The organism is Sphingobacterium bovisgrunnientis (genome assembly GCF_009829085.1).
GTDB classification, from domain to species: domain Bacteria; phylum Bacteroidota; class Bacteroidia; order Sphingobacteriales; family Sphingobacteriaceae; genus Sphingobacterium; species Sphingobacterium bovisgrunnientis.
This window is the reverse complement of sequence record NZ_WUQY01000055.1, coordinates 1-12,400: the sequence shown is the minus strand read 5'-3', so window position 1 is coordinate 12,400 and position 12,400 is coordinate 1. Positions and strand designations below refer to the sequence as shown.

Here is a 12,400-nt window from a genome sequence, read left to right as displayed (position 1 = left end):
TGTGTTTGAAAAGAAAAAAGGTTTAGTTCATAAAGTGTAATTAATTAACATACTTTCACCAAAATTGACGAAGAACCACTTTGCTGTGGAATGGTGGTGTAGTATGGTCCGGAATATTCACTCTAACGTTAATGCTATGCCTGTAGAATCATATTTTGGAGCAATAAACCTCTTATTCTTAAACTCTAAATTTTCGTGAATCTTTTCCTCCAATGCTTCATTCATAAACGCCTTAATATCTTTGACACGAGTAGAAAATGTACTTACCTTCTGTTTTTTAACATTCAGGATGTAATGTCGATAAGCTTTATAAAAGGCAACATTGATATCATCAAAAGAGAAAGTTTTCACTTTTAAATATTTCGCATACTCCTTTAGTGATGTAACGGTAGTTCCCGGATTACGTAAACTGTTTGGCTTATAATTCAAACCTTGTCTATTTCCGCTCAAAATAGATCGTTTACCTTGACTCCTCTCAGATTGAACAAAATCACAATAAGACAAGAAATCACCAGGAATAAATGATGTCTTTACTACCTCGACTTTTTCAGGAGCTTTAAATTTTTCAGAAAGCAGTTTCTTAAGCTCGACATTGTCAAAAATACCTTCATTTACTACGAGGGTAACAGCATACAAAATCATTTTTTCAAACAGATCATTGTAATTATCCGCAAAAATGAAATTCTTTTTAATGGGTTTTTTATTTGCCGACTCCCAATATTTGTCATTATAATACTTATTCTCTATTCTGAGACCCGTATAATATTCTAGACGTTTCACTCCACCATAAGAGTAGTAAAGGTACAATTGCCCTTCTTCTTCATTACTCCGACGCTTTAAGTATATCTTAGGTTTTGCCATTACTCACAGTATTGCACACACTATGTGTGGGGCGTAAAGGTACCAATAAATACTAAAACTTTTAGTAATTCATTAAAAAAGTGCATTTGTACTATCAGGAGAGTATTTCATGAAACAAAAAAAAACGTACCCCAAATTATGAGATACGTTTAGTTGTAGCGGGGAGCAGGATCGAACTGCCGACCTCAGGGTTATGAATCCTGCGCTCTAACCATCTGAGCTACCCCGCCGTTTTCAGTGATGCAAATATAGCAACATCATTTCACTTTGCAAGTATTTTTTTCATTTTTATAGCACTAAAAACATTGCACAAAACGCTTATAAGGCACAATTAATTAAAAATGAACAACCTAGAAAAGCAAAATTAAAATCTTTCAAGAAAAATAGTTGTAACTATAGACAATTAAAATAAAATTATGTATACTTACACAAATCAATAATGAGATAAACTTAAAAACTTAAGCAGAGATATGTCAGAAAAAACAAAAATTCAGCTTGAATATATGATTAATTCTTCTCCGCGTATATTGTACCCCTACCTGATAGAACCGAATGACTTAGCTCAATGGTTTGCTGATGATGTGAATTATCACGATGGTGTATATGAATTTATTTGGGACAATGAATCCAACCGTGCACGCGTTGCTGCAGTAAAAGAGAATAAATCTGTAAAATTTAAATGGCTGGATGATGAACCTCACTATTTTGAAATGGAAATTATTCAAGATGAGCTCACCAATGATGTATCATTAGCGATTATTGACTTCGTAAAAGACGAAGATCTGGAAGAAAGAAAAAAAATATGGGACAACTCAATTAGCTATTTACAAAGTGTAATTGGTGCATAAAATTACGTATCTTTGTATCCAATCTTATTCTTATTATAATGTATTTGGATAAGGGTAGTTTACATGAAAAAGATATACGTCTTAATATTACAAGCATTCATTAGGCCATTCATAGTCACATTCTTTATTGTGATGTTTGTTCTACTGATGCTTTTTTTGTTTAAATACATCGATGACCTTATTGGTAAAGGCTTAGAATGGTATGTAATTCTCGAATTGATAGGCTACCAATGTGCAGTCCAGCTATCAATGGCCTTACCACTTTCTATGCTTCTTTCTTCCATCATGACTTTCGGAAATTTGGGAGAAAGTTATGAGTTGGTTGCGATCAAGGCAGCAGGAGTTTCTCTACGCAAAGCAATGACACCATTATTCGTGTTAGTAGCGATTTTCGCGGGATCCTCTTTTGCGTTTTCGGATTATACCCTACCAGTTGTAAATTTAAAAATGGGTTCTTTGCTTTGGGATGTAACCAAGAAAAAAGCTGATTTTTTAATTAAACCAGGGATTTTCAATAATTCTATTCCAAATTATTCAATACGTGCTAAAGATAAATCCAAAGACGGCACCGAATTATATGACTTAACAATCTACAATAGTAATAGTGGATCAACAGGAAGTAATGTATTAATGGCCGACACGGGGTATATGTACAATTCTCGCGATCAGAAATTCTTAATTCTGAAATTAATTAATGGTGTTCAATACCAAGATTCCAGAAAGCAGAATGCCTCCAATTACGACCCAAGACAACAATTCACGCGCTTCTATTTTAGAGAAACAGAAACAAAATTTGACATGTCTGCATTTGACATGCAACGTACCGACGAAAATCTTTTCAAAGGTCATCATCAAATGATGAATTTGCGCCAATTGACACTTAAATCTGATACTACTCAGCAACAGATTGACAGTATCGCACGGGCTAACGCCACAGAGTTGAAAGCCCATATACAATTTACGTCTCCTTATCATAATACAGGTGTAGTACAACGCGCGAAAATAAAAAATACAACAGACATTATTAGCTATATTCCAAAAGAAAGCAGACGTAGTGTAGTGAGTAGTGCTATGAGTAATTTGCAATATTTTCGCGATGCTACGTTTATTCGAGGAAGTATGTACAAAGAATTGGTAGACAAAGATATTAAATATGATGTAGAATGGCACCGTAAGTTTACTTTAGCGGTTTCCTGTCTTCTCCTCTTTGCTATTGGCGCACCACTTGGTGCTATAGTTCGGAAGGGTGGTTTGGGAGCACCAGTAGTGATGTCAATTATATTTTTCTTGATTTATCACATCATTTCTACAGTTGCTGAGAAATCCGCAAAAGACGGTGCGTTAACACCTTTTTGGGGCATGTGGATGGCAATTATTGTATTGGCTCCACTAGCAGCATTTCTAACCTATAAATCTACGACAGACTCTACATTATTTGATGCTGCGCAATATAAACTCAAGGCGGAACGTGCTTGGGAATGGGTCAAAAACAAATTAGGAGGAAGAAAACTGAATGCATAATTCTAATTTGACTTTGTCCTTATACTAAATTCATAAAATCTTATTTACTTAGCGTAATATAACTATATATCATATCGATGGATATAAAATTGAACACCATAGAAGAAGCTATTGAAGATATTAAAGCAGGGAAAGTAATCATTGTGGTGGATGATGAAGACCGTGAGAATGAAGGTGATTTCGTAACTGCAGCACGCAATGCTACGCCTGAAGTTATCAATTTTATGGCTACGCACGGAAGAGGGCTGGTATGTGCTCCGCTAACGAGAGAGCGTTGTGAAGAATTAAATCTTCATCCGATGGTAGGTCAAAATACGGCAGTCTATGAAACGAATTTTACCGTTTCTGTTGATTTGCAAGGTTACGGATGTACTACAGGTATTTCTGCTTCAGATAGATCAAAAACCATTAAAGCTTTAATTGACCCAAACATTGACCCTGCGGAGTTAGGTCGCCCAGGACACATTTTCCCATTGATCGCGATGGATGGAGGTGTATTGAGACGTACAGGGCATACTGAGGCTTCGGTGGATTTAGCTCGTTTGGCGGGTTTCGAACCAGCTGGCGTTTTGGTTGAAATATTAAAAGACGATGGCGAGATGGCGAGACTTCCTGATTTAATGGAAGTGGCTAAGCGTTTTGATCTTAAGATTATAAGTATTGAAGATTTAATCGAATACCGTCTAAAACACGACACTTTAATCCAAGAAGAAGTAGCGGTGCATATGCCTACTGAATACGGTGATTTCAAAATGAAAGCATTCACACAAAAAAATTCAGGCGAGCAACATTTAGCCATTTTCAAAGGCGAATGGAAAGAAGATGAGCCTGTTTTAGTACGCGTACACAGCTCATGTGTGACGGGTGATATATTTGGTTCATGCCGTTGTGATTGCGGACCGCAATTGCACAAAGCAATGGAAATGATCGAGAAAGAAGGAAAAGGTGTAATTGTGTACATGAATCAAGAAGGTCGTGGCATTGGCTTAATCAATAAACTGCATGCTTACAAATTGCAAGAAAATGGCGTTGATACGATTGATGCTAATATTCAATTAGGTTTCAAAGCAGATCTTCGTGATTATGGTGTTGGCGCACAGATTTTACGTTATATGGGCGTTACTAAAATGCGCTTAATGTCTAATAACCCAACAAAACGCGCTGGTTTAGTTGGTTATGGATTGGAAATAGTGGATAATGTTGCTATAGAAATTCAACCTAATCCGTATAACGAAGAATACTTAAAAACAAAAAGAGATCGAATGGGTCATACCATTCTGAAAAACTTATAATAACTAAAAAGAGGATGACATCCTCTTTTTTAGTTTACCAAAACTTTCTATTTCATCAGAACGTTTCATAGCATATGAAAAATCCACTTTTTATTGAGAAGGCATACTTAAACGGAGAGTTTATCTCAAATGATAACAGGTTTGAAATCATTAATCCCTCAACAAATAAAAGTATTGGGTCACTTCCAAACTTAACTGTTGCAGATTGTAAAAATGTGATAGATGCTGCACAAGAAGCTTGGCTAATTTGGAAAAACACATCCGTTGGCGAGCGTTGTGCAATAGTGCGCAGGATATATGAACTCACCCTTCAATATAAAAATGAACTAGCAGAGATCATGACTTTGGAATCTGGAAAACCCTTGACAGAATCTCTTGGAGAGGTGGATTACGGAAATTCTTTTGTGGAATGGTTCGCCGAAGAAGGCAAACGTGCCTATGGTGAAACAATTCCTTCTTTAAATGGCAACACTAGGATTTCTACTATCAAACAAGGTGTTGGTGTTGTAGCGGCAATCACGCCTTGGAATTTTCCATTGGCTATGATTTCACGTAAGCTAGCTCCTGCCCTAGTTGCAGGGTGTACCGTAGTACTGAAACCTGCTTCTCAAACTCCTTTTACTGCTATCGCGTTAGCCAAAATTTGTGAACTCGCAGGTTTACCCAAAGGTGTATTTTCAGTCATTACGTCCAAAGACAGCAAAGGAATTGGGAAAGAATTAGCTACGAATTCGCTAATTCGTAAACTTACATTTACGGGATCGACTGAAGTTGGTAGTACGTTGATGCAGCAAGCTGCTGGAACGATTAAACGCATTTCGTTTGAATTGGGTGGCAATGCCCCATTTATTGTATTTGATGACGCTGATATTGACGAAGCAGTCAAAGGAGCAATAGCTGGAAAATTCCGTAATGCGGGACAAACTTGTGTATCCATTAATAGGTTCTATGTACAAGAATCAGTTTATGATCTTTTTGCAGAGAAATTAACAAAAGCAGTAGCAAATCTTAAAGTTACTGATGGATTTGAAGAAGGAAGCCAAGTTGGTCCACTAATCAATTCGTCTGCTGTAGACAAAGTCAATGAACACGTAAAAGACGCGGTAAAAAAAGGAGCTAAAGTCCAAACCGGTGGTAAAAAGTTAGAAGGAAATTTCTATGCGCCTACAGTTGTAACGGAAATAACTGATGATGCATTAATTCAGTCTGAGGAAACTTTTGGTCCTGTCTGCGCACTATTTAAATTTAAAACTGAAGAAGAAGCTATCCAAAAAGCTAACGATACACCATTTGGATTGGCTGCATATTTTTATAGTGAAAATGTAAGAAGATGTCAGCGCGTTTCTGAAGCATTTGAAGCTGGGATGATCGGCATTAATACAGGTTTAATATCGAATGCTGCAGCACCATTTGGAGGTGTCAAACAATCTGGAATAGGTCGTGAAGGTTCGAAATATGGATTGGACGAATATATGGAACTAAAATATTTATGCTATGGCGTTTAAGTGTTAATCAAACTTTTAATTCATCCACCTGCAGAATTGGAAGTGCATGAATTATTTAAAAAGTTTTTAATCAACTTTCTCACCCTTTGACTTTCTATATTTCTTATAAACTTTAATCAGAATCATGAGGAGAATCGCTAATCCGAATAATCCAACAACACCAAAAATCCAATTTAATGTAGATTTAAGTATTACCAAGAAAACAATAGCGAATAAAATTAGGGTTGAAACCTCATTCCACATACGTAATTGACCAGAAGTCCAAGTTGACTTTTCATCACGCAGTCGATACATGATTTGTTGAGATTTGAAATGATAAATTATCAATCCCACAACAAAGGCCAATTTGAGTTGCATCCAACCCATCGAGAGTAATGCTGGATTCATATGTAACATAACCAACGCGGACGCAATAGTTATATACATCGCTGGAGTTGTGATAACCCACCACAATCTATTTTCCATTATTGTGAATTGCTTGTGCAATATCGAATAAATCTCTTGTCCTTTATCTTTTGCTTCTGTGTGATAAATAAACAAACGAGGCATATAAAATAATCCTGCCATCCAACAAACCACAAAAATAATATGAACCGCTTTAGCGTATAAATAGATCATGATTCAAAATTAATAGTCAAAATTAAAAAATAACGGTGAATACTATTAAAATAATAAGGAGCAAAGTTGTCTTTGCTCCTCATATATGTATTGATAATACAGATTAATACCTAAATTCCTTAATAGTATCAATTGCAAATTTTACGTGATCAAATTTCATATCAGGAGAAATTCCGTGGCCAAGATTACAAATAAATCCTTTTTCGCCACGCATTCTTTCGAATAGCTGATGAATCTTAGCTTTGATAACTGGCTTATCCGCGTACATGATAAACGGATCTAAGTTACCTTGAACTGCAATACCTTCTGGCAATGACTTCTTCATATTCAACAAATCCGCATTCCAATCTACAGAAATAACATCAGGCTTCGTTTCAACCATCAATGGCGCAAATACCGATGCTCCTTTAGCAAATGAAATTACCGGTACAGTACGTTTCAAGTTATCGATGATGTATTTGTTGTATTTGTGTGAAAATTCGCTGTAATCATTCCATGATAATGCAGATGCCCAACTATCAAATAATTGAACTGCATTCACTCCTGCATCAATTTGCATATTTAAATACGCAATTGTCAAATCAGCAATTTTTTGTAAAATGTGGTGTGCTAATTCAGGTTCATTGTTCAACATCAACTTCGTCAATTTGAAATCTCTCGTAGACCCCCCTTCAACCAAATAACTCAAAATAGTAAACGGTGCTCCCGCGAAACCAATCAAAGGAATCGAACCATTCAAACGTTGTTGAATAACTTTGATCGCATCCGCTACATATTGCAATTTGTCTACACTTTCAGCTCCTGCCAATTTTTGCGCATCAGCCAGTGAACGTACAGGATTTGAAAAACGAGGCCCTACACCTTGTTCAAAAGAAAGATCACCTCCCATTGCCTCAGCTGTCACCAAGATATCTGAAAACAAAATAGCTGCGTCGATTCCTAACAAATCAACAGGCAACATGGTTACATCAGCTGCTATTTCGGGAGTTTTACACATTTCTAAGAACGTGTATTTATTTTTAATCTCCCAATATTCTGGCATAAAACGTCCCGCTTGACGCATAAACCATACTGGAGGTCTTTCCGTTAGCTGCGACGAAGCAGCCCTCATAAACAAATCGTTTTGTAAAATCGTACTCACTATGCTTTTATTTATATTTTTCTATTTCGTTTTTAATTTTTTGGACAATGTCCTTTTGTCTTTGCGTCAAATTCAGTTTATCAGCTACCGACAAATAAGTTTCTGTTCGTTCGTATTCCTTTTTGCGCAAATTTATATTCGCCAGATTGATCAAGACCATTGCTTTTTCATAATCTTTACGCCAAGGCAATCGTGAAGCAAGCTGAAAATGATACTCCGCTTCCTCGATCTTGTCTTCTTTGAGTGCGATATTACCCATCATAAATTCGTAGAAATTTCTTCTACCCTTACGAAGATGATCCGGATTTTTAATTTCTTCCAAAAGCGTTTTGGTCTTCTCGTAATCTTGCTTATGGAAAGCTTGTGTAGCCAAAAAAACAGTGCCATCACGGTATTGGCTCCAGACCATATAACCAATCAAACCTAAAATATACACACAAGCGTAATAGTAGCCCGAAACAAGGCAATATGCAAGTGTGATTACAGCCAATGCTATAATAATTAAACGAATTTTAGTATTCATTGATCGAACTATTGAGCTTCTCCGTTATCCGTGAATTTATAACCTACGCCACGAATGGAGTGGAAATAAATAGGATGTTTTTGGTCTGGTTCAAAATATTTACGAAATGTCAAGATGAAATTATCAATTGTTCTTGTTGATGGATATACGTCATAATTCCAAACTGTCTCCAAAATTTGCTCACGTGAAACCGCTTCATTGCGTCGCTCAATCAATAATTTCAACAACATTGTCTCTTTCTTCGTCAACGAGGTAATCGAACCGTCTGAATGATGCAATTCGAACGAATTGAAATAAATTGTTTTGTCACCTATTGTATAGGAATTCAATTCTTTCAAATCCTCAGGTTTCAATCCGCGACGAATCAAGTTACCAACACGAAGAATCAATTCCTCCAAATTAAATGGTTTAACCAAATAATCATCAGCTCCTTTTTTAAGCCCTGTGATACGGTCTTCACTGCTGTTTTTAGCTGTCAAGAACATAATTGGGACTTCTGTATTTTGCAAACGAATTGTTTCAGCTACTTGGAAACCATCGATTTCTGGAATCATTACATCCAAAATAATCAAGTTAAAGCGCTCTTCTTTGAAGATTTTAAGCGCTTTCTTTCCGTCTGTTGCCGTGGTTACGCGGTAACCTTCCAATTCCAGATTAAGTTTTATAGCTTCCAACAAATGTTCTTCGTCTTCGACTAATAGTATTCTTTGTTTAGCTTGCATAGTTTTCAAATATTACTTCAAAAATACTACCGGAAGGCGTATTGTCCTTCACTTTAATGGTAGCATTATGTTTTTGTAAAACGGTTTTTACTATATATAACCCTAAACCAGTTCCTTTGGTTTTCCGGGTTGATTCATTTCCAACGCGGTAAAATTTATTAAAAATAAGCTTTTTTTCCTCATCTGCAATACCTTGACCATGGTCTGCTACAATGAGTACGAGATCATTGCCCTTTTTATTCAATTTTACATCCACTGTAGCACATGGCGGCGAATATTTAATAGCATTCTCCACCAAATTGTTGACTACATTAGTTATTGCAAACTTATCTGCATTCAAGGTGATGTTTGGCTCAATCTCTGTATGAATCATTTCTGTCTTACAAGAATTCTTCTGTAATCTCTCAGATACATCCTCAACTAGCATAGAAAAATCAAAATTCTCTTTTGGGAGATTAAAGCTGCGATTCTCTAATTTGGTAGCCAACAATACATTTTCCACCAAATAATCCAAACGTTCGATATCTTTCAAAGAATTTGACAAAAAGTTTTTTTGTTGCTCTCTATCCAAATCTCTCTTCAGAATAGTCTGCAAATACAACTTAACAGATGCCAAAGGCGATTTAAGCTCGTGCGTGACTGAAAGTAAAAAGTTATTTTGTTGTTGTGAGTAATTGCGTTCTTTTTCTAAATGTCTTTTTAGTCGAATGATCCCCAAAATAAAGATCAAAATAAAAATCATTCCCTCACCAATCACCATTCCTTTGCGATCTGGAACATACTTGATAAACATATAGCCCCATGCAAAAAGTTGGCAGATGGCATAAAACGCTAATACATAAAACCAAAATAGAGCTCTTCTCATATCCTTTATTTCAACAAAAATACTTAAATCACACAGCAATAGAAAATACGTCAGGTTTTATGACACTAAGAAGAAAAACTGCATTAAAAGACATCTCAATACATTTTATATCTTTGTATATGTTTCAGTACAAAAAAGATATTTTCTTCGATTTAGATCATACGATTTGGGATTTTGACCGTAATGCACAAGAGACTTTGCATGAATTGTACTACGTTTATAAATTTGACTCGCTATTTAATAGACCTAATTCGGATGAATTTATTGAAACATACACCATAAACAACCACCGTGTTTGGGAACTTTATCATCACGGTAAAATAGACAAGCCTACGCTTCGAAAATTACGTTTTGCAGATACATTCACGCAATTAGGCGTTGATCCTGCATTATTTCCAGTAGGTTTTGAGGAAGAATATTTAAAAATTTGTCCTACAAAGACCAATCTATTCCCACATGCAATAGAAACATTAGAGTACTTGCAAAATAGATATAATCTACATCTAATTTCCAACGGCTTTAAAGAAGCATGTGAAGCCAAATTGACACATAGCGATCTACGCAAATACTTTAAAACTATTGTTATTTCAGAAGTTTTTGGGGTTAATAAACCTGATCCACGTATTTTTGACTATGCCGTAAATAATGGAGAAGCTTCCAAAGAAAATTCAATAATGATCGGTGACAATATCGATGCAGATGTTCGCGGCGCCCTCAATGCCGGACTTGATGCGATATATTTCAATGTAGTAGGAACAGATAAACCCCAAGATATACCACATATGATCGTTGACTTGAAAGAGTTACAAGATATTTTTTGATTTCTTTTCTTTCTATGTTGATTTAAAAATCACTAGTATACCGTGTATTTATTAAGAGTATTTCTAAAAACTAACCTAAAAAGGTGATTTAGTAAAATAACCAAAAATAAACCATGTACATAATTTACATTTGTCCTAAATAACCATAGATATAAATGATTAATTATATTAAACCAAATATTGAATTGGTAATGATATACGAGGATAATAAAGCATTGTTTTCATCAAGCGCAATTGTGATTAAGTAACTCGCCACAGTATTCCCAATCTATATTGATTCATGGTAGCCCAAAGGCCATGAAATAAGCTCTTATGACAAATAATTTTTTTTAATAACAAGATATTAATTATTAATAAAAAATTAAATCTATAGCTTAAGGTAGCATAACAACTACAGCTACACGAAACTTTCCGAAGATTCCTATAAATGGTTAAAAATCTTGCAACATCTTTGCTGCATGAAGAACGTATATTATAGACCAAAAGCAGAAGTTCATAACATTCATATTGAAGAATGTATAGCTAATGCATCTGCGACTTTACGCGTCGGACACATGGATGAAGATGTCATGGAAGAATGGGAAATCGGCAACGATTATAAACGCTATTTTGAATGGTAATCTTAAAAATTATGAAAATAAATTCTAAATTTAAAAGTTTTTTATTATTTACATTTATCGTTTTCACTACAGTAAGTTGCTCTAAAAAAGAAACTTACACCGAAGATGAAATTAAAGATTTACCTGAGGGATATTCCTTAGTTAAGATTGATCTTCCTGAAATTACGATCCAAGAAGAAAGTCTTAATGGAAATAAAAATGCAAATGCTAAGCTGCGTCTAAATAATGAAAGCATTTCATCAAACAAAATAGGAACATCTGAGAACGGATTTCTTTGCAATGTCACACTTTCACCTGACTCTAAAAGTGCGAGTTTTAAGTCTACAAAATTAGCGCAAACAATCACTAAATCTGTTGATGCAGGAGTTAGATATAGGCTGTATGCATTTGATAAAACGTCAGGAAATTTAGTTGATTCTGCAACTTACATTAGAGGCGAAGAGAAACAAGCAAAAGACTTACGACTGATCGGTGGGAAAGATTACATTTTCGTAGCTTACTCTAACAATTCTAAATTAGTATTTCCAAGTTACTTATCCCAAAAACAAAATATAAATACTGCTGAAATAATAAATGCTGATGTGGATTTTATGTTTTTTAAAGATGAAATGCATATACCCCCTAGAAGTAGTAATACACTAAAGATTAAATTTAGACATACTTTTAGCCAAATTACTACAATCATAAAGCTTAGTTAAATTTCACATTTTTGCCCTTGAGTATTTACTTAATACTTCACACTAACTAAAAAAAATACACACAAGAATGAAAACGAAATACACTCCTCCTGGGTTTACAGTGACTATTATTGACATTGAGAATAGTCTATGCAACACATCATCAACTATTACAATGAGCGAGCTCAAAACTGACTATGAGCAGGAATGGGATGAACTTCCAGATGATGAAAGAAATATTCAATGGTAAAAAATAGTAGTATTATGAAAAAGACAAATACCAATTTTATAAAAGGATATATATTAATACAGAAGCGTCCCAAATAAGGTAAAAAATGGCGGTAATTTATATAGCAGGGATTGCTATATTTAATTTGCAAAAATTC

14 protein-coding genes and 1 tRNA gene are annotated in these 12,400 nt (G+C 35.1%); 8 read left to right on the top strand and 7 right to left on the bottom strand.

What is annotated here, in order from left to right; translation table 11 throughout:
- Positions 1–117 precede the first annotated feature (117 nt).
- Together GOQ16_RS16725 and GOQ16_RS16720 are read right to left on the bottom strand one after the other, a co-directional pair.
- Positions 118–861 (bottom strand): phage integrase SAM-like domain-containing protein, encoded by a 744-nt coding sequence (locus GOQ16_RS16725; RefSeq protein ID WP_160070338.1) that lies wholly within the window; start codon positions 859–861, stop codon positions 118–120.
- A 156-nt stretch (positions 862–1,017) separates the two neighbouring features.
- Positions 1,018–1,091: transfer RNA gene (locus tag GOQ16_RS16720), tRNA-Met, on the bottom strand.
- A gap of 240 nt (positions 1,092–1,331) precedes the next feature.
- Between GOQ16_RS16720 and GOQ16_RS16715 the strand changes: the two genes are divergently transcribed.
- The 4 genes from GOQ16_RS16715 to GOQ16_RS16700 all read left to right on the top strand — a co-directional run bounded on the left by GOQ16_RS16715 (position 1,332) and on the right by GOQ16_RS16700 (position 6,027).
- The gene (locus GOQ16_RS16715) at positions 1,332–1,709 is read left to right on the top strand and encodes an START-like domain-containing protein (RefSeq protein ID WP_149914190.1); all 378 of its coding nucleotides are present in this window, start codon (positions 1,332–1,334) and stop codon (positions 1,707–1,709) included.
- A gap of 63 nt (positions 1,710–1,772) precedes the next feature.
- Positions 1,773–3,230 carry an LptF/LptG family permease gene (locus GOQ16_RS16710; protein WP_160070337.1) on the top strand — a complete coding sequence of 486 codons (1,458 nt, stop codon included), beginning with the start codon at positions 1,773–1,775 and terminating at the stop codon, positions 3,228–3,230.
- 77 nt (positions 3,231–3,307) lie between these two features.
- The gene (locus tag GOQ16_RS16705; RefSeq protein ID WP_149914192.1) at positions 3,308–4,522 is read left to right on the top strand and encodes a bifunctional 3,4-dihydroxy-2-butanone-4-phosphate synthase/GTP cyclohydrolase II; all 1,215 of its coding nucleotides are present in this window, start codon (positions 3,308–3,310) and stop codon (positions 4,520–4,522) included.
- A gap of 74 nt (positions 4,523–4,596) precedes the next feature.
- Positions 4,597–6,027: an NAD-dependent succinate-semialdehyde dehydrogenase gene (locus GOQ16_RS16700; protein ID WP_160070336.1), complete on the top strand. Its 1,431-nt coding sequence runs from the start codon at positions 4,597–4,599 to the stop codon at positions 6,025–6,027.
- Between the two features lie 66 nt (positions 6,028–6,093).
- On the opposite strand, the gene GOQ16_RS16695 is transcribed toward GOQ16_RS16700, so the two are convergent.
- From GOQ16_RS16695 to GOQ16_RS16675, 5 genes are all read right to left on the bottom strand, one after another.
- Entirely contained in the window at positions 6,094–6,645 is a 552-nt protein-coding gene (locus GOQ16_RS16695; RefSeq protein ID WP_160070335.1) for a CopD family protein, read from the bottom strand.
- A 103-nt stretch (positions 6,646–6,748) separates the two neighbouring features.
- Positions 6,749–7,786, bottom strand: coding sequence for a uroporphyrinogen decarboxylase (gene hemE / locus GOQ16_RS16690; RefSeq protein WP_240141078.1), 1,038 nt, complete (start codon positions 7,784–7,786; stop codon positions 6,749–6,751).
- A gap of 7 nt (positions 7,787–7,793) precedes the next feature.
- Complete coding sequence (locus GOQ16_RS16685; RefSeq protein ID WP_160070334.1) at positions 7,794–8,309, bottom strand: hypothetical protein; 516 nt, start codon at positions 8,307–8,309, stop codon at positions 7,794–7,796.
- Between the two features lie 8 nt (positions 8,310–8,317).
- Complete coding sequence (locus GOQ16_RS16680; RefSeq protein WP_160070333.1) at positions 8,318–9,031, bottom strand: response regulator transcription factor; 714 nt, start codon at positions 9,029–9,031, stop codon at positions 8,318–8,320.
- Positions 9,021–9,896 (bottom strand): sensor histidine kinase, encoded by an 876-nt coding sequence (locus GOQ16_RS16675; RefSeq protein WP_160070332.1) that lies wholly within the window; start codon positions 9,894–9,896, stop codon positions 9,021–9,023. Before GOQ16_RS16675 ends, GOQ16_RS16680 begins: the two co-directional genes overlap by 11 nt.
- 119 nt (positions 9,897–10,015) lie before the next feature.
- Between GOQ16_RS16675 and GOQ16_RS16670 the strand changes: the two genes are divergently transcribed.
- The 4 genes from GOQ16_RS16670 (at position 10,016) to GOQ16_RS16655 (ending at position 12,264) form a co-directional block, all read left to right on the top strand.
- Positions 10,016–10,717 carry a YjjG family noncanonical pyrimidine nucleotidase gene (locus GOQ16_RS16670; RefSeq protein ID WP_160070339.1) on the top strand — a complete coding sequence of 234 codons (702 nt, stop codon included), beginning with the start codon at positions 10,016–10,018 and terminating at the stop codon, positions 10,715–10,717.
- A gap of 458 nt (positions 10,718–11,175) precedes the next feature.
- The gene (locus GOQ16_RS16665) at positions 11,176–11,337 is read left to right on the top strand and encodes a hypothetical protein (RefSeq protein ID WP_160070331.1); all 162 of its coding nucleotides are present in this window, start codon (positions 11,176–11,178) and stop codon (positions 11,335–11,337) included.
- An 11-nt stretch (positions 11,338–11,348) separates the two neighbouring features.
- Positions 11,349–12,035, top strand: a complete 687-nt coding sequence (locus GOQ16_RS16660) for a hypothetical protein (protein WP_160070330.1) — start codon at positions 11,349–11,351, stop codon at positions 12,033–12,035.
- Between the two features lie 67 nt (positions 12,036–12,102).
- Complete coding sequence (locus tag GOQ16_RS16655; RefSeq protein ID WP_160070329.1) at positions 12,103–12,264, top strand: hypothetical protein; 162 nt, start codon at positions 12,103–12,105, stop codon at positions 12,262–12,264.
- Positions 12,265–12,400 lie beyond the last annotated feature (136 nt).

Bases quoted from the DNA above. Each gene is read 5' to 3' on its own strand.
- GOQ16_RS16700 (WP_160070336.1), top strand. From the start codon at position 4,597: ATGAAAAATCCACTTTTTATTGAGAAGGCATACTTAAACGGAGAGTTT.
- GOQ16_RS16675 (WP_160070332.1), bottom strand. From the start codon at position 9,896: ATGAGAAGAGCTCTATTTTGGTTTTATGTATTAGCGTTTTATGCCATC.
- GOQ16_RS16680 (WP_160070333.1), bottom strand. From the start codon at position 9,031: ATGCAAGCTAAACAAAGAATACTATTAGTCGAAGACGAAGAACATTTG.
- GOQ16_RS16725 (WP_160070338.1), bottom strand. From the start codon at position 861: ATGGCAAAACCTAAGATATACTTAAAGCGTCGGAGTAATGAAGAAGAA.
- GOQ16_RS16685 (WP_160070334.1), bottom strand. From the start codon at position 8,309: ATGAATACTAAAATTCGTTTAATTATTATAGCATTGGCTGTAATCACA.
- GOQ16_RS16655 (WP_160070329.1), top strand. From the start codon at position 12,103: ATGAAAACGAAATACACTCCTCCTGGGTTTACAGTGACTATTATTGAC.
- GOQ16_RS16715 (WP_149914190.1), top strand. From the start codon at position 1,332: ATGTCAGAAAAAACAAAAATTCAGCTTGAATATATGATTAATTCTTCT.
- GOQ16_RS16660 (WP_160070330.1), top strand. From the start codon at position 11,349: ATGAAAATAAATTCTAAATTTAAAAGTTTTTTATTATTTACATTTATC.
- GOQ16_RS16665 (WP_160070331.1), top strand. From the start codon at position 11,176: ATGAAGAACGTATATTATAGACCAAAAGCAGAAGTTCATAACATTCAT.
- GOQ16_RS16705 (WP_149914192.1), top strand. From the start codon at position 3,308: ATGGATATAAAATTGAACACCATAGAAGAAGCTATTGAAGATATTAAA.
- GOQ16_RS16710 (WP_160070337.1), top strand. From the start codon at position 1,773: ATGAAAAAGATATACGTCTTAATATTACAAGCATTCATTAGGCCATTC.
- GOQ16_RS16670 (WP_160070339.1), top strand. From the start codon at position 10,016: ATGTTTCAGTACAAAAAAGATATTTTCTTCGATTTAGATCATACGATT.
- GOQ16_RS16695 (WP_160070335.1), bottom strand. From the start codon at position 6,645: ATGATCTATTTATACGCTAAAGCGGTTCATATTATTTTTGTGGTTTGT.